The sequence below is a fragment of the Mariniflexile aquimaris genome (genome assembly GCF_042676825.1).
Classification (GTDB): Bacteria; Bacteroidota; Bacteroidia; order Flavobacteriales; family Flavobacteriaceae; genus Mariniflexile; species Mariniflexile aquimaris.
Genome location: NZ_JBHTIB010000008.1, coordinates 387873 through 405939 on the forward strand (window position 1 = coordinate 387873; position 18067 = coordinate 405939).

General features: G+C 34.1%; 14 protein-coding genes, 5 tRNA genes and 1 pseudogene. 19 read left to right on the forward strand and 1 reads right to left on the reverse strand.

Going from position 1 to position 18067, the window contains the following annotated elements; all coding sequences use genetic code 11:
- Positions 1-804: 804 nt before the first annotated feature.
- Together ACFQ0I_RS06655 and ACFQ0I_RS06660 are read left to right on the forward strand one after the other, a co-directional pair.
- Positions 805-996 (forward strand): annotated as a pseudogene (locus ACFQ0I_RS06655) (TIGR00266 family protein); the annotation flags it as partial.
- 256 nt (positions 997-1252) lie between these two features.
- Complete coding sequence (locus ACFQ0I_RS06660) at positions 1253-1450, forward strand: hypothetical protein (RefSeq protein ID WP_379940591.1); 198 nt, start codon at positions 1253-1255, stop codon at positions 1448-1450.
- 33 nt (positions 1451-1483) lie between these two features.
- On the opposite strand, the gene ACFQ0I_RS06665 is transcribed toward ACFQ0I_RS06660, so the two are convergent.
- Positions 1484-2428 carry a hydrogen peroxide-inducible genes activator gene (locus ACFQ0I_RS06665; protein WP_379940593.1) on the reverse strand — a complete coding sequence of 315 codons (945 nt, stop codon included), beginning with the start codon at positions 2426-2428 and terminating at the stop codon, positions 1484-1486.
- Positions 2429-2532: 104 nt separating this feature from the next.
- Here ACFQ0I_RS06665 and ACFQ0I_RS06670 point away from each other — a divergent pair, with 104 nt between their 5' ends.
- The 17 genes from ACFQ0I_RS06670 to rpoC all read left to right on the forward strand — a co-directional run bounded on the left by ACFQ0I_RS06670 (position 2533) and on the right by rpoC (position 17993).
- Positions 2533-3003: a Dps family protein gene (locus tag ACFQ0I_RS06670; protein WP_379940595.1), complete on the forward strand. Its 471-nt coding sequence runs from the start codon at positions 2533-2535 to the stop codon at positions 3001-3003.
- Positions 3004-3129: 126 nt separating this feature from the next.
- On the forward strand, positions 3130-4020 hold the full coding sequence (locus tag ACFQ0I_RS06675) for a tyrosine-type recombinase/integrase (RefSeq protein WP_379940598.1): 891 nt from the start codon (positions 3130-3132) through the stop codon (positions 4018-4020).
- 37 nt (positions 4021-4057) lie between these two features.
- A complete protein-coding gene (hpf, locus tag ACFQ0I_RS06680) occupies positions 4058-4360 on the forward strand; it encodes a ribosome hibernation-promoting factor, HPF/YfiA family (protein ID WP_379940600.1) in 303 nt (100 codons plus the stop codon).
- 100 nt (positions 4361-4460) lie between these two features.
- Positions 4461-4534, forward strand: a tRNA-Thr gene (locus ACFQ0I_RS06685).
- 174 nt (positions 4535-4708) lie between these two features.
- Positions 4709-4790 (forward strand) — tRNA-Tyr (locus ACFQ0I_RS06690).
- Positions 4791-4917: 127 nt separating this feature from the next.
- Positions 4918-4990: transfer RNA gene (locus ACFQ0I_RS06695), tRNA-Gly, on the forward strand.
- A 115-nt stretch (positions 4991-5105) separates the two neighbouring features.
- A tRNA-Thr gene (locus ACFQ0I_RS06700) sits at positions 5106-5177 on the forward strand.
- Between the two features lie 64 nt (positions 5178-5241).
- Positions 5242-6429: an elongation factor Tu gene (tuf, locus tag ACFQ0I_RS06705; protein WP_379940603.1), complete on the forward strand. Its 1188-nt coding sequence runs from the start codon at positions 5242-5244 to the stop codon at positions 6427-6429.
- Positions 6430-6490: 61 nt separating this feature from the next.
- A tRNA-Trp gene (locus tag ACFQ0I_RS06710) sits at positions 6491-6563 on the forward strand.
- Between the two features lie 133 nt (positions 6564-6696).
- On the forward strand, positions 6697-6891 hold the full coding sequence (secE, locus tag ACFQ0I_RS06715; RefSeq protein ID WP_379940605.1) for a preprotein translocase subunit SecE: 195 nt from the start codon (positions 6697-6699) through the stop codon (positions 6889-6891).
- An 18-nt stretch (positions 6892-6909) separates the two neighbouring features.
- Positions 6910-7464: a transcription termination/antitermination protein NusG gene (gene nusG, locus ACFQ0I_RS06720; protein ID WP_379940608.1), complete on the forward strand. Its 555-nt coding sequence runs from the start codon at positions 6910-6912 to the stop codon at positions 7462-7464.
- Positions 7465-7540: 76 nt separating this feature from the next.
- Positions 7541-7978 (forward strand): 50S ribosomal protein L11, encoded by a 438-nt coding sequence (gene rplK, locus ACFQ0I_RS06725; RefSeq protein ID WP_304390281.1) that lies wholly within the window; start codon positions 7541-7543, stop codon positions 7976-7978.
- A 20-nt stretch (positions 7979-7998) separates the two neighbouring features.
- Positions 7999-8688, forward strand: coding sequence for a 50S ribosomal protein L1 (rplA, locus tag ACFQ0I_RS06730; RefSeq protein ID WP_379940611.1), 690 nt, complete (start codon positions 7999-8001; stop codon positions 8686-8688).
- Positions 8689-8707: 19 nt separating this feature from the next.
- Positions 8708-9229, forward strand: a complete 522-nt coding sequence (gene rplJ, locus ACFQ0I_RS06735) for a 50S ribosomal protein L10 (RefSeq protein ID WP_379940613.1) — start codon at positions 8708-8710, stop codon at positions 9227-9229.
- A 66-nt stretch (positions 9230-9295) separates the two neighbouring features.
- Positions 9296-9673, forward strand: a complete 378-nt coding sequence (rplL, locus tag ACFQ0I_RS06740) for a 50S ribosomal protein L7/L12 (protein ID WP_379940615.1) — start codon at positions 9296-9298, stop codon at positions 9671-9673.
- A 126-nt stretch (positions 9674-9799) separates the two neighbouring features.
- The gene (gene rpoB, locus ACFQ0I_RS06745; protein WP_379940617.1) at positions 9800-13612 is read left to right on the forward strand and encodes a DNA-directed RNA polymerase subunit beta; all 3813 of its coding nucleotides are present in this window, start codon (positions 9800-9802) and stop codon (positions 13610-13612) included.
- Positions 13613-13691: 79 nt separating this feature from the next.
- Positions 13692-17993 carry a DNA-directed RNA polymerase subunit beta' gene (gene rpoC / locus ACFQ0I_RS06750; RefSeq protein WP_379940620.1) on the forward strand — a complete coding sequence of 1434 codons (4302 nt, stop codon included), beginning with the start codon at positions 13692-13694 and terminating at the stop codon, positions 17991-17993.
- The last annotated feature ends 74 nt before the right edge of the window (positions 17994-18067 follow it).

The following is an 18067-nucleotide window of genomic DNA, read 5'->3' on the forward strand; positions in this document are numbered from 1 at the left end:
TTCATTTTTTATTTAATGATTAATAAAAGTATGAAAAAAAACTACTAACCATTAGAATGTCAATAAAAGCATGATTTGTTTTTTTGAACAACACCTATCACAGTCTGATACAGATGTCAAATTTTTAGATGATGATTTAAAATATGAAATTCATCTTTAAAGTCAGTCTTGGTTTTCTGAGATCAAATATTGTACTAATTATTTTTAAATAAAAAACCAATATGATACTGTTTTTGGAGAACATGAACGGATAAAAGTCAACCAAGATCTTTGGGAGAAATTTGGATAAAATTTAAATTATATTATGTCGATAAATATGGGAATGTACAACCAGAACCCATTTTTAAAGATAAAACCAATAAATTAAATAATACTTTAAATACATATTTAGCAAGTACTACAACAACTCTTAAGTATATGGGCAATATTGGGTTCGGTAAATTATGCTAATTCAAGTTACTCAAGTGGTGGAAATCAGGGCGGCTATGCCTAGGGAAATAGAATGGACTCTTTAAATTCTTTAAAAATGTATAATTCATTTGTAACAGGATGATTATGGATTACGACCAATGGAGGGGGCAATTGGGCCATTGTTGATACAAATATGTCAGAAGATTAGTATTTAGATTTAGATGCTGGTATTTTAAACCTTTTAGAAAATTATACTTTTAGTAAACAACAGGTTATAAATCTATGACAGTGGTTTAAATTGGATTGCTATTGCATTGACAAAATTTGCCTTTTTATATGTAGCAAAAGGAGTTAGTGTTGGGATAGAATTTTCAAAAAAAATTAGGAAGAGAATTATTTGGTGGCGAAGGCTTATTTTTTGTAAAACTTCAAGGTTCAGGTACCGTTTATATACAGTCGTTACCATTTAGTAGAATAGCAGGTTGTGTTTTAGCATCAGCGCCACAAGGTGGTGGAAAGGATAAAGGTGAAGGTAGTATTTTAGGCGGTTTAGGTAATATGTTAGATGGCGATAATCGGTTTTAGTATGATATAATTTAGTGGTAATTAATCGATTGAATAATATTACAGTATTGTATTTTATCGATTAAAATAGTGTTTTATCTATTTTTTTATTTATATTAGCGCTTTATTTCGAACAATTTAGAAACCAGATATATTGTTAAATTTGTTTAAAAATTAAAATAGAACGATTTTTTTCACTAAATTTAAATGCTTAAAATAAAATTTAACAGCCTATAACAAAAATCTACTTTTATCAAACCAAAACCCAAATACAATTATGGCAAGAGCAATGCTTGAGTATACCAAAACTATACTACATAAAGTTAGTTTTGATGTGACACTGTTTTGCAAAGAAGTACAAAAAGCGGTAAGAAGTTTATTTCCTCATGAAATTGAAGAACTTAAATTATTTATTTTGTCTTTAATACAGCAAAACCCAGAATTAGATCAATCTTTAATTTATTTAAAATCATAAAAAAGGCGACCATTAGGTCGCCTTTTTTTTGTTTTATTTTTTTGAAGGTAAAGGACTTATTATTTTGATGTCTTGAAAGGCGATAGCGCCTCTAATAACTCCAGATATCACATCTTGAAGGGCTTCTATTATTTGCATTTTTAATTCACTTTTGTGGTAAATTAAACTCACTTCTCTGGCAGGCGAAGGCTCGCGGAAATAATGAAGGTTTTCTTTCTCTTTCTCATTAATATCTAAAGTATGTAAATAAGGAAGTAAGGTCATACCTAATCCTTCGTTCGATAATTTTATTAAGGTCTCAATACTGCCACTTTCAATTTGGAATTTGTCTTCGCTATTATTTTTAAAGGCATTGCACAAGTTAATTACACCATCTCGAAAACAATGACCATCTTCTAGAAGCAACATATCGTTAATGTCTAAATCCGCTATATCAATTTTGGTATTAGTAAAAAGTCTGTGGTTTTTAGGGATATAAGACACAAAAGGTTCAAAATAAAGAACACGCTCTTTTATGTTGTCATCTTCTAACGGCGTGGCTGCAATAGCGGCATCTAAATGGCCGTCTTTTATTCTATTAATTATTTCGTCGGTAGTTAATTCTTCTATTTTAAGCTTTACTTTAGGATGCTTTTTTATAAAATTGGTTAAAAACATCGGTAATAAGGTAGGCATCACGGTCGGGATAATTCCTAATTTAAACTCACCACCAATGAACCCTTTTTGCTGATCTACAATATCCTGTATTCTATAAGATTCATTAACAATATTTCGCGCCTGATTTACAATTTTTCTCCCAACATCGGTAAGTTCAATAGGCTTTTTGCTTCTATCAAAAATAAGGATGTCGAGTTCTTCTTCAAGCTTTTGTATTTGCATGCTTAAGGTAGGTTGAGTCACAAAGCATTTTTCTGCGGCTTTAGTAAAGTTTTGGTTTTCGGCAACTGCTAAAACATAATATAGTTGTGTAATGGTCATTGGTATAAATTTAGGCTATAAAAATATAAAAACTATCAATAAAACTTATTGTGATGCACGTTAATTATAAATTAAATTTGTGATGAATTTAAAAACAAAATATAATGACACTTAATAGTATAGGTTTAGATACCATTAAAACAAAAGAAATAGCCGTTGATTTGAATAAATTATTATCTAATTTTCAAATATATTATCAGAATTTAAGAGGTATTCACTGGAATATAAAGGGAAAGCGATTCTTTGATTTGCATGTAAAGTTTGAAGAATTATACAACGATGCTAATATGAAAGTAGATTTAATTGCAGAGCGTATATTAACATTGGGCGAAACGCCACTTCATACATTTAATGATTATGTAGCGCATGCTCAAGTTCCAATTGGTAAAAACATTTCGCACGACGAAAAGGCGGTTTTACTAATTGTAGATTCTTTGACAAAATTGTTGAAAATAGAACGTGGTATTTTAGATAAAGCTGGCGACGCTAATGATGAAGGAACAAACTCCATGATGAGCGATTTTATTACAGAACAAGAAAAAACTATTTGGATGATGAAAGCGTGGTTGAGTTAAATTCAATCATATTTTCTTAAAACATAAATTACCTTTTAAGGCATATTCTTATTTTAATGTAGCATCATGTTAAATTGTTGCACTTTAAAGTTTAATCCTATAACTTTAAACTTTTAATATAAGATTATGCCTTTCAAATCATTTACAGACTATTTGTTACTGGAGAAAAACTACTCAAGTTTAACAGTAAATGCCTATAGTAATGATTTGTCTACGTTTTCAGAATTCATAAATAAAGAATATCAAACAAATTCAATTAATCAAGTTAATTATTCCCAAATCCGCACATGGATTGTCTCTTTAGTTGAATCAGGGATTTCTAACCGGAGCATAAACAGAAAAATTTCAGCTTTAAGTACCTATTATAAATTTCTACTAAAAATAAAAGAAATTGAAGTTAGCCCCTTAGCAAAACATAAAGCTTTAAAAACAAGCAAGAAAATTCAAATTCCCTTTTCAGAACAAGAAGTTGTAAATGTTTTAGATGATTTTAACTTTGAAAATGACTTTGAAGGTGTTAGAAATAAATTAATTATCGAGCTTTTTTATTCCACCGGAATACGACGTATCGAGTTAATAGAGTTAAAACTTTCTAATTTTAATTTAGAAAATAAAACGCTAAAAGTTTTAGGTAAAAGAAATAAAGAACGTATTATTCCCATATTAAATTCTGTAATAAAACTACTCCATATATATATTAAGGAGCGAAATAGTCTCGAAGTCATAGAAGATGAAGAGTATTTGTTTTTAACTAAAAAGGGATTTAAATTATACGAAACACTTGTTTACAGAATAATAAATGACTATTTTAGTTTGGCATCTTCTAAAGTAAAAAAGAGTCCACACATACTTAGGCATTCTTTTGCAACTCATCTATTAAACCAAGGTGCCGATTTAAATGCAGTTAAAGAACTTCTTGGACATTCGAGCTTAGCAGCAACACAAGTTTATACACATAATAGTATAGCAGAATTGAAAAAAGTGCATGTTAATGCGCATCCAAGAAGTAAAAAATAGTATATCGAATAATTGTCTAACCAAAAAATAGTATAGTATGAAAGTAAACACACAATCCGTTAATTTTAATGCCGACAAGAAGTTAATTGCTTTTATCCAAAAACGGATGGATAAGTTAGATACGTTCTATGATAAAGTCATTCAAGCAGATGTTTTTTTAAAAGTTGAAAATACAAGTGGTAAAGAAAATAAGGTTTTTGAAGTAAAGGTAAGTGTCCCTGGCGATAGCTTCGTTGTTAAAAAACAATGCAAAACCTTCGAAGAAGGTGTAGATATGGCATCTTCCTCGTTAGAAAGACAGCTAAAAAAGCGAAAAGAAAAATTAAGCTCACATTTATAATAAAATTTCTTCAAAAATGTTTTGAAACAAAAAATAAATCTATACATTTGCAGTCCGTTAGAAATAGCGGGCTTTTTTTGTGCTTAAAAAGCATAAAAACGCCGATGTAGCTCAGCTGGCTAGAGCAGCTGATTTGTAATCAGCAGGTCGTGGGTTCGAGTCCCTCCATCGGCTCAAAATAGTGAAATGCGAACAGGGAGTCAAAAATATTGTAAAACACATAATTTTGACTTGGGACGAGAAGTTTATCCTGAGCGCAGTCGAAGGTAGTCCCTCCATCGGCTCTTTGAAAATTTGAAAGTAACATTTGATATTTTAAATATTTGTATTTGGAATTTCAATTGGCTTGGGGAGATACTCAAGCGGCCAACGAGGGCAGACTGTAAATCTGCTGACTACGTCTTCGCAGGTTCGAATCCTGCTCTCCCCACAACAAATTCCTGTAGAAACAGGAATCTATTAAAGTTCCAGAAAAATAAATTCAAAAAGAATTTGTTTGAAGTATGGAATCGTTCATTAAAATATTGAAACCATACAAGTGAAAGCTTGTTAAAAATGCGAGAGTAGCTCAGTTGGTAGAGCGTCAGCCTTCCAAGCTGAATGTCGCCGGTTCGAACCCGGTCTCTCGCTCTAAATTCCTGCGAAGGCAGGAATCTCAACTCAAAACAAATTTGACGAGAGGATTTAAAAGCTTTGAGTTTTAGTTTAAAGGTGTTCTTTAAACTTGAAACCTGCAATTAAAACCGCCGGTGTAGCTCAGGGGTAGAGCGTTTCCTTGGTAAGGAAGAGGTCACGAGTTCAATTCTCGTCATTGGCTCAAAATTAAAAAATTAGAATACACTAATATTATTATATAACTAAGATTAAATTATTTAAAAAACATGGCAAAGGCAACTTTCGATCGTTCAAAACCACACTTAAATATTGGTACAATTGGACACGTAGATCACGGTAAAACAACTTTAACTGCTGCTATTACTAAAGTATTAGCTGATGCAGGTTTATCAGAAGCGAAATCATTTGATCAAATTGATAACGCACCAGAAGAAAAAGAAAGAGGTATTACAATTAATACATCTCACGTAGAATATCAAACAGCTAACCGTCACTATGCTCACGTTGACTGTCCAGGTCACGCGGATTACGTAAAGAACATGGTAACTGGTGCTGCTCAAATGGATGGTGCTATTTTAGTGGTTGCGGCTACTGATGGTCCAATGCCACAAACTCGTGAGCACATCTTATTAGGTCGTCAAGTAGGTATTCCTCGTATGGTTGTATTCATGAATAAAGTGGATATGGTTGATGATGAGGAGTTATTAGAGTTAGTTGAAATGGAAATCAGAGATTTATTATCATTCTATGAGTATGATGGTGATAATGGACCTGTAATTGCTGGTTCTGCTTTAGGTGCACTTAACGGTGAAGCTAAATGGGTAGAAACTGTAATGCAATTAATGGAAGCTGTTGATACTTGGATCGAAGAGCCATTAAGAGAAATTGATAAGCCTTTCTTAATGCCTATCGAAGACGTATTCTCTATTACTGGTCGTGGTACTGTAGCAACTGGTCGTATTGAAACTGGTATTGCTAAAACTGGAGATCCAGTTGAAATTATCGGTATGGGAGCTGAAAAATTAACTTCTACTATTACTGGTATCGAAATGTTCCGTCAAATCCTTGATAGAGGTGAAGCTGGAGATAACGCTGGTATCTTATTAAGAGGTATTGATAAAACTCAAATCTCTAGAGGTATGGTTATCGTAAAACCAGGATCTGTAACTCCACACGCTAAATTTAAAGCTGAGGTTTATATCTTGAAAAAAGAAGAAGGTGGTCGTCACACACCATTCCACAATAACTATCGTCCACAATTTTACGTTCGTACAACAGACGTAACAGGTAACATTGCTTTACCAGATGGTGTTGAGATGGTTATGCCAGGAGATAACTTAACTATCACTGTAGAACTTATTCAAAAAATTGCAATGAACGTTGGTTTACGTTTCGCAATTCGTGAAGGTGGTAGAACTGTAGGTGCTGGTCAAGTAACTGAGATTTTAGACTAATACAGTTGAATAAATAGTAAGTTAAGGTATTCCGTTTTTCGGAATACCTTGACTTATGTATACGGGTTTAGCTCAGTTGGTAGAGCACTGGTCTCCAAAACCAGGTGTCGAGAGTTCGAGTCCCTCAACCCGTGCACAGTGAAGAGCTTGCTAAAAATAGCAAGGCTTTTCAATTAAATTAGAAAATGAAAATTTCACTTAAATCTATATTGCCCAGGTAATATTCAAACAAGCGAAGTTTAATTTGTTCAAAACAAGATAATATAAATGGCTGGAATTGTAAATTACGTAAAAGAATCCTTTGGTGAACTTAAAAATAATGTGAGTTGGCCAACTTGGGCAGAAGCACAAAGTTTAACTGTTTTAGTTGCTGTGTTTTCAATTATATTTTCATTAGCAATTTGGGGAGTCGATACGGTATTTAGCAAAGTTATTGCACTTTACTTTGAATGGATTAACTAACGGTTAAAAAAAAGATTTATGTCTGAAGTAAGTGAAAAAAAATGGTATGTTGTTAGAGCTGTAAGTGGTCAGGAAAATAAGATTAAGACATATATAGAGAATGAAATTGCTCGTTTAGGTCTTCAAGATTATGTTGATCAAGTATTGGTTCCAACAGAGCGAGTTATTCAAATACGCAACGGAAAAAAAATTCATAAAGAAAAAGTTTTTTTCCCTGGGTATATCATGATTCAAGCCAATTTAACAGGAGAAATACCTCATATAATCCGTTCTGTTACTAACGTAATAGGATTTTTAGGTGAAACTAAAGGAGGCGATCCAGTGCCGTTAAGACAATCTGAAGTAAACAGAATGTTAGGTAAAGTAGACGAATTATCTGTAGAAGAAAATGCTAATGTGGCAATTCCGTTTACAAAAGGCGAAACTGTTAAAGTAATTGATGGACCATTTAATGGATTTGATGGAACTATCGAGAAAATAAATGAAGAAAAGCGTAAACTAGAAGTAATGGTAAAGATTTTCGGAAGAAAAACACCATTAGAGTTAAGTTATATGCAGGTTGAAAAAGTATAATAATTGTTACACTATATAAAAAGATACGTTCTTTTGCTTCCTTATAAAAGATGCGTATCGACTTAAATTATTAAAAATGGCAAAAGAAATTGGTAAAGTAGTTAAGTTACAAGTTCGGGGAGGTGCTGCGAATCCGTCGCCACCGGTTGGACCCGCTTTAGGTGCTGCTGGAGTTAACATTATGGAGTTCTGTAAGCAATTTAATGCTAGAACACAAGATAAGCCAGGTAAAGTATTACCTGTGGTTATTACAGTTTACAAAGACAAATCATTCGACTTTGTAATTAAAACTCCTCCAGCTGCAGTACAATTATTAGAAGCGGCCAAGTTAAAGAGTGGTTCAGGCGAACCGAACAGAAAAAAAGTAGCTAAAGTTTCATGGGATCAGATCAAAACTATAGCAGAAGATAAAATGGTAGATCTAAATGCATTTACTATTGAATCTGCTATGAGAATGATAGCTGGTACCGCAAGGTCTATGGGTATAACCGTGACTGGAAACGCACCAAATTAATCTATTAAAGACATTAAGAAATGGCAAGATTAACAAAAAAGCAAAAAGAAGCTTTAGCAAAAATTGAAAAAGGGAGAGTTTACTCTCTTAATGAAGCATCGGCATTAGTAAAAGAAATTACTAATACTAAGTTTGATGCATCAGTAGATATTGCTGTACGTTTAGGAGTAGATCCTCGTAAAGCAAACCAGATGGTAAGAGGTGTGGTTTCACTTCCTCACGGAACTGGTAAAGACATGAAAGTATTAGCATTAGTAACTCCAGACAAAGAAGCAGAAGCTAAAGAAGCTGGAGCAGATTACGTTGGTTTAGACGAATATCTTGATAAAATCAAGAATGGTTGGACAGATGTAGACGTAATTATCACTATGCCTAGTGTTATGGGTAAATTAGGTCCGTTAGGACGTGTATTAGGTCCTCGTGGTTTAATGCCAAACCCTAAAACTGGTACAGTAACTATGGATGTTGCTAAAGCTGTAACCGAAGTTAAAGCTGGTAAAATCGACTTTAAAGTAGATAAAACTGGTATCGTGCATGCTGCAATAGGAAAAGCATCTTTTAGTGCTGATAAAATTGCTGGCAATGCGAATGAATTAATTCAAACATTAATAAAACTTAAGCCAACAACTGCTAAAGGTGTATACGTAAAAAGTATTTATCTTTCTAGTACTATGAGTCCTAGTGTTGCTGTTGATCCTAAAGTTGGTTAATTAGTTAAATACTTTTATTATGACAAGAGAAGAAAAATCACAAGTAATTGAGGACTTAACTGCAGAATTAGCCAGTAATGCTAATATTTATTTAGCAGATATATCAGGATTAAATGCATTAACAACCTCAGAGTTACGTCGTGCTTGTTTTAAAGCAAACGTAAAATTAGCAGTAGTTAAAAATACATTACTTGAAAAAGCAATGGAAGCTTCAGAAAGAGATTTCGGAAACCTTCCATCAGTTTTAAAAGGAAATACATCGGTGATGTATTCTGAAACAGGAAATGTTCCAGCTAAGTTAATAAAAACCTTCCGTAAAAAATCAGAGAAACCTTTATTAAAAGGTGCTTTTATTGAGGAATGCGTTTATATTGGCGACAACCAATTAGACATGTTAGTTGATATCAAGTCTAAAGAAGAATTATTAGGAGAAATTGTTGGATTATTACAATCTCCTGCTAAAAATGTTGTTTCGGCACTTAAATCAAGTGGTGGAAAACTAGCTGGTATCTTAAAAACACTATCTGAAAAAGAAGGATAGTATTGCAAAGTACGCACTATATTACAATTATATTAAAATTAAAAATTTATTAAAAACGATAGAAAAATGGCAGATTTAAAAGATTTCGCAGAACAATTAGTTAACTTAACAGTAAAAGAAGTAAACGAGTTAGCTACAATATTAAAAGAAGAGTATGGTATCGAGCCTGCTGCTGCTGCAGTTGCAGTTGCTGCTGGTCCTGCTGCTGGTGGTGATGATGCTGCTGAAGCTCAAACTGAGTTTACAGTTGTATTAAAAGCTGCTGGTGCTTCTAAATTAGCAGTTGTTAAATTAGTTAAAGAATTAACTGGTTTAGGATTAAAAGAAGCTAAAGAATTAGTTGACGGAGCTCCAAGTAACGTAAAAGAAGGAGTATCTAAAGACGAAGCAGAAGCTTTAAAAGCATCTTTAGAAGAAGCAGGAGCTGAGGTTGAGCTTAAGTAAGCTTAGCTACCTAAAATCATAAAGGTTTAGGTCTGGAGAGAACCTCTTCAAGACCTAAACCATTTTGCGTATATAATAATTACATACGCCACAACTATTATTTTTTAATCAAAATTCCGTCCATTGATGTTATCAACACAAGCTGAAAGATTAAATTTCTCGTCTATTGTAAATAGAACCGAGTATCCAGATTTCTTGGATATTCAGATAAAATCCTTTCAGGATTTTTTCCAATTAGAAACTAAATCGGATGAAAGAGGCGATGAAGGGTTATATAATACCTTCATGGAGAACTTTCCAATTACAGATTCACGTAATCAATTTGTTTTAGAATTTTTAGATTACTTTGTAGATCCACCAAGATATGCCATTGATGAGTGTATTGAAAGAGGACTTACCTATAGCGTTCCGCTAAAAGCAAGGTTAAAGTTGTATTGTACAGACCCTGAACATGAGGATTTCGAAACCATTGTTCAAGATGTGTACTTAGGAACAATTCCTTACATGACACCTAGTGGTACGTTTGTTATCAACGGTGCAGAGCGTGTGGTAGTATCTCAATTACACCGTTCTCCAGGAGTATTCTTTGGTCAGTCATTCCATGCAAATGGAACAAAATTATATTCAGCTAGGGTAATTCCTTTTAAAGGTTCTTGGATTGAATTCGCTACAGATATTAACCAGGTAATGTATGCGTATATTGATAGAAAGAAAAAATTACCGGTTACAACCCTTTTCCGTGCAATTGGATTTGAACGTGATAAAGATATCTTAGAAATATTTGATCTTGCTGAAGAAATTAAAGTATCTAAAACAGGATTAAAAAAATATCAAGGACGTAAATTAGCAGCACGTGTATTAAATACATGGCATGAGGATTTTGTTGATGAAGATACAGGTGAAGTAGTATCTATCGAGCGTAATGAAATTATTCTTGATCGTGATACTATTTTAGATAAAGATAATATTGAAGAAATTATTGAAGCTGATGTTAAAGCCATTCTTTTACATAAAGAAAGTGCTGAACAAGGTGATTATGCTATTATTCACAACACACTTCAAAAAGATCCAACAAACTCTGAAAAAGAGGCTGTTGAACATATATACAGACAATTACGTAATGCTGAACCGCCAGATGAGGAAACAGCACGTGGTATCATTGATAAATTATTCTTCAGTGATCAACGTTACTCTTTAGGGGAAGTTGGGCGTTACAGAATGAATAAAAAATTAGGTCTTAATATTGAAATGGATAAGCAAGTGCTTACCAAAGAAGATATTATTACCATCATAAAGTATTTAATCGAGCTTATCAACTCTAAAGCTGAGATTGATGATATTGACCATTTATCTAACCGTCGTGTACGTACTGTAGGTGAGCAATTATCGCAACAGTTTGGTGTTGGTTTAGCACGTATGGCACGTACTATTCGTGAGCGTATGAACGTTCGTGATAATGAGGTGTTTACTCCAATCGATTTAATTAATGCTAAGACCTTGTCTTCAGTTATTAATTCATTCTTTGGAACAAACCAGTTATCTCAGTTTATGGATCAAACCAATCCATTAGCAGAGATTACTCATAAACGTCGTTTATCTGCACTAGGACCAGGTGGTTTATCTCGTGAAAGAGCAGGTTTTGAGGTACGTGACGTTCACTATACACACTACGGTCGTTTATGTCCGATTGAAACGCCTGAGGGACCAAATATTGGTTTAATTTCATCACTTTCGGTATTCGCTAAAGTGAATGGTATGGGATTCATTGAAACGCCATATCGCCCTGTAACTGATGGTGTGGTTGATATTAAACAAGCGCCAGTATATTTAAGTGCAGAAGAAGAAGAAGGTAAATTAATCGCTCAAGCAACTGTTAAAGTTGATGGAGAAGGTAAAATTTTACACGATAAGGTAATTGCTCGTATGGAAGGTGACTTCCCTGTAATAGATCCATCAGGTCTACATTATACAGACGTTGCACCAAATCAAATTTCATCTATATCGGCATCTTTAATTCCGTTCTTAGAACATGATGATGCGAACCGTGCATTGATGGGATCGAACATGATGCGTCAAGCTGTGCCATTATTATTGCCACAAGCACCAATTGTAGGTACTGGTTTAGAGCGTCAAGTAGCATCAGATTCTCGTGTATTAATAAATGCAGAAGGAAATGGTGAAGTACTTTATGTAGATGCTAAAGAAATTAAAATTAAGTACGATCGTACTGAAGATGAGGCTAAAGTAAGCTTTGATAGTGATATTAAAACATACGAACTTATCAAGTTTAGAAAAACCAATCAAGGAACTTCAATCAACTTAAAACCAATCGTGGTTAAAGGAGATAAAGTATCTAAAGGTCAAGTGTTATGCGAAGGTTATGCAACTCAAAAAGGAGAATTAGCTTTAGGTAGAAACATGAAAGTAGCCTTTATGCCTTGGAAAGGGTATAACTTCGAGGATGCGATTGTTATTTCTGAAAAAGTAGTTCGTGAAGATATATTCACATCTATTCACATCGATGAGTATTCGTTAGAAGTTAGAGATACTAAGTTAGGTAATGAAGAGTTAACTAACGATATTCCTAACGTATCTGAAGAAGCTACTAAAGATTTAGATGAAAACGGAATGATTCGCATTGGTGCAGAAGTAAAACCAGGCGATATCTTAATTGGAAAAATTACTCCTAAAGGAGAAAGCGATCCAACTCCAGAAGAAAAATTATTACGTGCTATCTTTGGTGACAAAGCTGGTGATGTTAAAGATGCTTCATTAAAAGCGTCTCCATCATTAAACGGTGTTGTTATTGAAAAGAAATTATTCTCAAGAGCTGTAAAAGATAAACGTAAGAGAGCTCAAGATAAAGATGATATTATTGCATTAGAAGCTATATACGATAGAAAATTTGATGATTTAAAAGAAGTTTTAATCGAAAAATTATTCAACATTGTAAATGGTAAAACAGCTCAAGGTATTTTTAACGATTTAGGGGAAGAAGTATTACCAAAAGGTAAAAAATTCACTTTAAAAATGTTAAATGCTGTTGATGATTATGCGCATTTAGTGTCTGGTAAATGGACGACTGATGATCATACTAATCAATTAGTTACCGATTTAATTCACAACTATAAAATTAAAGAAAACGACTTACAAGGGTCTTTAAGACGTGAGAAGTTTACTATTTCTGTAGGAGATGAATTGCCAGCAGGTATTATCAAATTGGCTAAAGTTTATATTGCTAAAAAGCGTAAACTTAAAGTGGGTGATAAGATGGCAGGACGTCACGGAAATAAAGGTATTGTTGCGCGTATTGTTCGTGCAGAAGATATGCCTTTCTTAGAAGATGGAACGCCTGTTGATATTGTATTAAATCCACTTGGTGTACCTTCTCGTATGAACATCGGACAGATTTATGAAACGGTTCTTGGTTGGGCAGGTCAGAAATTAGGACGCACATTCGCAACCCCTATTTTCGATGGAGCAACCATAGATCAAATTAATGAATTGACTGATGAAGCGGGAATCCCAAGATACGGACATACGTATTTGTATGATGGTGGAACTGGTGAACGTTTCGATCAACCTGCAACAGTAGGTGTTATCTATATGTTGAAATTAGGACATATGGTTGATGATAAAATGCACGCACGTTCTATCGGACCTTACTCATTAATCACACAACAACCTCTTGGTGGTAAAGCACAATTTGGTGGTCAGCGTTTTGGTGAGATGGAGGTTTGGGCACTAGAAGCTTATGGGGCATCAAGTACGCTACGTGAAATCTTAACAGTTAAGTCAGACGACGTTATTGGAAGAGCTAAAACGTACGAAGCAATTGTTAAAGGCGAACCAATGCCAGATCCAGGACTACCAGAATCTTTCAATGTATTAATGCATGAATTAAAAGGATTAGGTTTAGATATCAGATTAGAGGAATAAAAAAAGTATACAGTTACAGTATTCAGTTTACCTAGTTTGTAAACTGAATATTGAGACTGAGACTGAATACTAAAAGAACATGGCAAAAAAACAAGATAAGAATACAGTAAGGAGATTTAATAAAATCTCGATTGGTTTGGCATCACCAGAGTCTATTTTAGCAGAGTCTAGAGGTGAAGTTTTAAAACCAGAAACTATCAATTATCGAACTCATAAACCTGAAAGAGATGGTTTATTCTGTGAGCGTATTTTTGGTCCTGTAAAGGATTATGAGTGTGCTTGTGGTAAATATAAAAGAATTCGCTACAAAGGAATCGTTTGCGACCGTTGTGGTGTAGAAGTAACAGAAAAGAAAGTACGTAGAGATCGTGTTGGTCACATTAATTTAGTGGTGCCAATCGCTCACATCTGGTATTTCCGTTCGTTACCAAATAAAATAGGGTATTTATTAGGCTTACCATCTAAGAAATTAGATATGATTATTTACTACGAACGTTATGTGGTAATTCAGCCTGGTATTGCTAAAAATGAAGAAGGAGAGCCATTAGAGAAAATGGATTTCTTAACAGAAGAAGAATACTTAAATATTTTAGAAAGTCTTCCTCAAGACAATCAATATTTAGATGATACCGATCCTAACAAGTTCCTTGCTAAAATGGGAGCAGAATGTTTGATTGAATTATTAGCTAGAATTGATTTAGAATCTTTATCATACGAATTACGTCATAAAGCAAATACTGAAACGTCTAAACAACGTAAAACAGAGGCTTTAAAACGTTTACAAGTTGTTGAATCGTTACGCGAATCAAACCAAAACAGAGAAAATCGTCCGGAATGGATGATTATGAAGGTGATTCCAATCATCCCGCCAGAATTACGTCCGTTAGTGCCGTTAGATGGGGGTCGTTTTGCAACGTCTGATTTAAATGATTTATATCGTCGTGTAATTATAAGAAACAACCGTCTAAAAAGACTGGTTGAGATTAAAGCTCCTGAAGTAATTCTACGTAACGAAAAACGTATGCTACAAGAATCTGTAGATTCGTTATTTGATAATACACGTAAATCTTCAGCTGTAAAAACAGATTCTAACCGTCCGTTAAAATCATTATCAGATTCATTAAAAGGTAAACAAGGACGTTTCCGTCAAAACCTTTTAGGAAAACGTGTTGATTATTCTGCACGTTCGGTAATTGTTGTTGGACCAGAATTAAAATTACACGAATGTGGATTGCCAAAAAATATGGCTGCAGAACTTTACAAGCCTTTCGTAATTAGAAAACTAATTGAAAGAGGGATTGTAAAAACTGTAAAATCTGCAAAGAAAATTATAGACAAAAGAGAACCAGTGGTTTGGGATATTTTGGAGAACGTTCTTAAAGGACATCCAGTATTACTAAACCGTGCTCCTACGTTACACAGATTGGGTATACAAGCATTCCAGCCTAAATTAATTGAGGGGAAAGCAATTCAATTACACCCATTAGTGTGTACAGCGTTTAACGCGGATTTCGACGGGGATCAAATGGCGGTACATTTACCACTTGGGCCAGAAGCTATTTTAGAATGTCAGTTATTAATGTTGGCATCACACAATATCTTAAACCCTGCGAATGGATCACCAGTAACAGTACCTTCACAAGACATGGTACTTGGTCTTTACTATATGACCAAGTTGCGTACGTCTACTCCAGAAGCACCTGTTAAAGGAGAAGGTTTAACGTTCTATGCTCCAGAAGAAGTTGAAATCGCTTTCAATGAAAAGCGCGTAGACTTAAACGCTGGTATTAAAGTAAGAACATTAGACATTAATGCGGATGGTAAATTAGAGCCAATGATTATTGAAACGACTGTTGGTCGTGTGCTTTTCAACCAAAAAGTACCTCAAGCAGCTGGATATATCAATCAGGTTCTTACTAAAAAATCGTTAAGAGATATTATTGGTAATATCTTAAAATATACATCCGTTCCTGAAACGGCAGATTTCCTTGACTCTATTAGAGATTTAGGATTTAAGTTTGCATTTCAAGGCGGATTGTCATTCAGTTTAGGTGATATTATTATTCCACCAGAAAAACAAGGAATGATTGATAAAGCGAATACCTTAGTTGATGGTATTATGGGTAACTATAACATGGGACTTATTACCAACAACGAGCGTTACAACCAGGTTATTGATATCTGGACTTCAACAAATGCGGAATTGACTGAATTGTCTATGAAACGTATTCGTGAAGACCAACAAGGATTTAACTCGGTGTTTATGATGCTTGATTCTGGAGCTCGTGGATCGAAAGAACAGATTCGTCAGCTTACAGGTATGCGTGGATTAATGGCGAAACCTAAAAAATCGAATGCTGGTGGTGGTGAAATTATTGAAAACCCAATTCTTTCTAACTTTAAGGAAGGTCTTTCAATCTTAGAATACTTTATCTCTACACACGGTGCTCGTAAAGGTCTAGCGGATACGGCTCTTAAAACGGCCGATGCTGGTTACTTAACACGTCGTTTAGTAGACGTTTCTCAAGATGTTATCATTAACACTGAGGATTGTGGAACTTTAAGAGGTGTTGAAGTTGAGCCATTAAAGAAAAACGATGAGATTGTTGAAACTCTAGAAGAAAGAATCGTTGGTCGTGTGGCATTGAATGATGTTTACGATCCGTTAACAGACGAGTTGTTAGTAGCTTCAGGACAATTAATTGAAGATGATATTGCTAAAAAGATAGAAAATTCTCCAATTGAAAGTTTAGAAGTACGTTCAGCATTAACCTGTGAAGCATTACAAGGTATTTGTGCTAAATGTTACGGACGTAACTTAGCAACTGGTAAAATGGTTCAACGAGGTGAAGCTGTTGGTGTAGTTGCTGCTCAGTCTATTGGAGAACCTGGTACTCAGTTAACACTTCGTACATTCCACGTGGGTGGTATTGCGGGTAACATTTCAGAGGAAAATAAATTAGCAGTTAAATTTAACGGTATTGCCGAAATTGAAGATTTAAAAACTGTTAAAGGTAAAGATAACGAAGGAAATGATGTAGATATTGTTATTTCTCGTACGTCGGAGCTTAAATTAGTTGATAAGAAAACTGGTATTACATTAAGTACTAATAACATACCTTACGGTTCTACGTTATTAATTAAAAACGGTCAAGAATTACATAGAGGCGATGTTGTTTGTACATGGGATCCATATAACGGTGTTATTATTTCAGAATTTGCTGGAAAAATTAAATACGAAAACATCGAGCAAGGTATTACGTATCAAGTAGAGATTGATGAGCAAACAGGTTTCCAAGAGAAAGTAATTTCAGAATCAAGAAACAAAAAATTAATCCCTACGCTTCATATTGAAGATGCTAGTGGTGAAACGATTCGTTCTTACAACTTACCAGTTGGTTCTCACTTAATGATTAATGATGGCGAGAAAATTAGTGTTGGTAAGATTTTAGTTAAAATACCTCGTAAGTCTGCTAAAGCAGGGGATATTACAGGTGGTCTTCCACGTGTAACCGAGTTATTTGAAGCGCGTAATCCTTCAAACCCAGCAGTAGTTAGTGAGATTGATGGTGTAGTTTCTTTCGGTAAAATTAAACGTGGAAACCGCGAGATTGTTGTAGAATCTAAATTAGGTGAGGTTAAAAGATACTTAGTTAAATTATCAAATCAAATTCTTGTTCAAGAAAACGATTATGTTAAAGCTGGTATGCCTTTATCTGATGGTTCAATAACTCCAGACGATATTTTAAATATTAAAGGCCCATCTGCGGTTCAGCAATACTTAGTGAACGAAGTACAAGAGGTATATCGTTTACAAGGTGTAAAAATTAATGATAAGCACTTTGAAGTTGTTGTAAGACAGATGATGCGTAAAGTTCAAATTATTGATTCTGGTGATACGCTATTCTTAGAAGATCAGTTAGTTCATAAAGATGATTTCATTCAAGAAAATGATGCTATCTTCGGATTAAAAGTAATTGAAGATGCAGGAGATTCTATAAATCTTAAACAAGGTCAGGTGGTAACACCGCGTCAATTAAGAGATGAAAATTCTATTTTAAGAAGAGAAGATAAACAACTTGTTACTGCTAGAGATGCACAACCTGCAACGGCAACACCTATATTGCAAGGTATAACAAGAGCATCGCTTCAAACGAAATCATTTATTTCTGCGGCATCGTTCCAAGAAACAACTAAAGTATTAAACGAAGCAGCAGTGGCTGGTAAAGTTGATAGTTTAGAAGGCTTGAAAGAAAATGTTATTGTTGGACATAGAATTCCAGCAGGTACAGGTATGCGTAGATACACTGATATTATTGTTGGCTCGAAAGAAGAGTTCGACGAAATGATGCAAGTGAAGCAAGAATTAAATTATAATTAATTATTACTCCTGCGAAGGCAGGGAAATATAAAAATAAAGCCTTCTTGTAAATTAACTTGAAGGCTTTTTTTATT

What these genes read in the sequence shown, in the direction of transcription:
- ACFQ0I_RS06660 (WP_379940591.1), top strand. Translation starts at nt 1,253, where the DNA reads ATGGCAAGAGCAATGCTTGAGTATACCAAAACTATACTACATAAAGTT.
- ACFQ0I_RS06665 (WP_379940593.1), bottom strand. Translation starts at nt 2,428, where the DNA reads ATGACCATTACACAACTATATTATGTTTTAGCAGTTGCCGAAAACCAA.
- ACFQ0I_RS06670 (WP_379940595.1), top strand. Translation starts at nt 2,533, where the DNA reads ATGACACTTAATAGTATAGGTTTAGATACCATTAAAACAAAAGAAATA.
- ACFQ0I_RS06675 (WP_379940598.1), top strand. Translation starts at nt 3,130, where the DNA reads ATGCCTTTCAAATCATTTACAGACTATTTGTTACTGGAGAAAAACTAC.
- hpf (WP_379940600.1), top strand. Translation starts at nt 4,058, where the DNA reads ATGAAAGTAAACACACAATCCGTTAATTTTAATGCCGACAAGAAGTTA.
- tuf (WP_379940603.1), top strand. Translation starts at nt 5,242, where the DNA reads ATGGCAAAGGCAACTTTCGATCGTTCAAAACCACACTTAAATATTGGT.
- secE (WP_379940605.1), top strand. Translation starts at nt 6,697, where the DNA reads ATGGCTGGAATTGTAAATTACGTAAAAGAATCCTTTGGTGAACTTAAA.
- nusG (WP_379940608.1), top strand. Translation starts at nt 6,910, where the DNA reads ATGTCTGAAGTAAGTGAAAAAAAATGGTATGTTGTTAGAGCTGTAAGT.
- rplK (WP_304390281.1), top strand. Translation starts at nt 7,541, where the DNA reads ATGGCAAAAGAAATTGGTAAAGTAGTTAAGTTACAAGTTCGGGGAGGT.
- rplA (WP_379940611.1), top strand. Translation starts at nt 7,999, where the DNA reads ATGGCAAGATTAACAAAAAAGCAAAAAGAAGCTTTAGCAAAAATTGAA.
- rplJ (WP_379940613.1), top strand. Translation starts at nt 8,708, where the DNA reads ATGACAAGAGAAGAAAAATCACAAGTAATTGAGGACTTAACTGCAGAA.
- rplL (WP_379940615.1), top strand. Translation starts at nt 9,296, where the DNA reads ATGGCAGATTTAAAAGATTTCGCAGAACAATTAGTTAACTTAACAGTA.
- rpoB (WP_379940617.1), top strand. Translation starts at nt 9,800, where the DNA reads ATGTTATCAACACAAGCTGAAAGATTAAATTTCTCGTCTATTGTAAAT.
- rpoC (WP_379940620.1), top strand. Translation starts at nt 13,692, where the DNA reads ATGGCAAAAAAACAAGATAAGAATACAGTAAGGAGATTTAATAAAATC.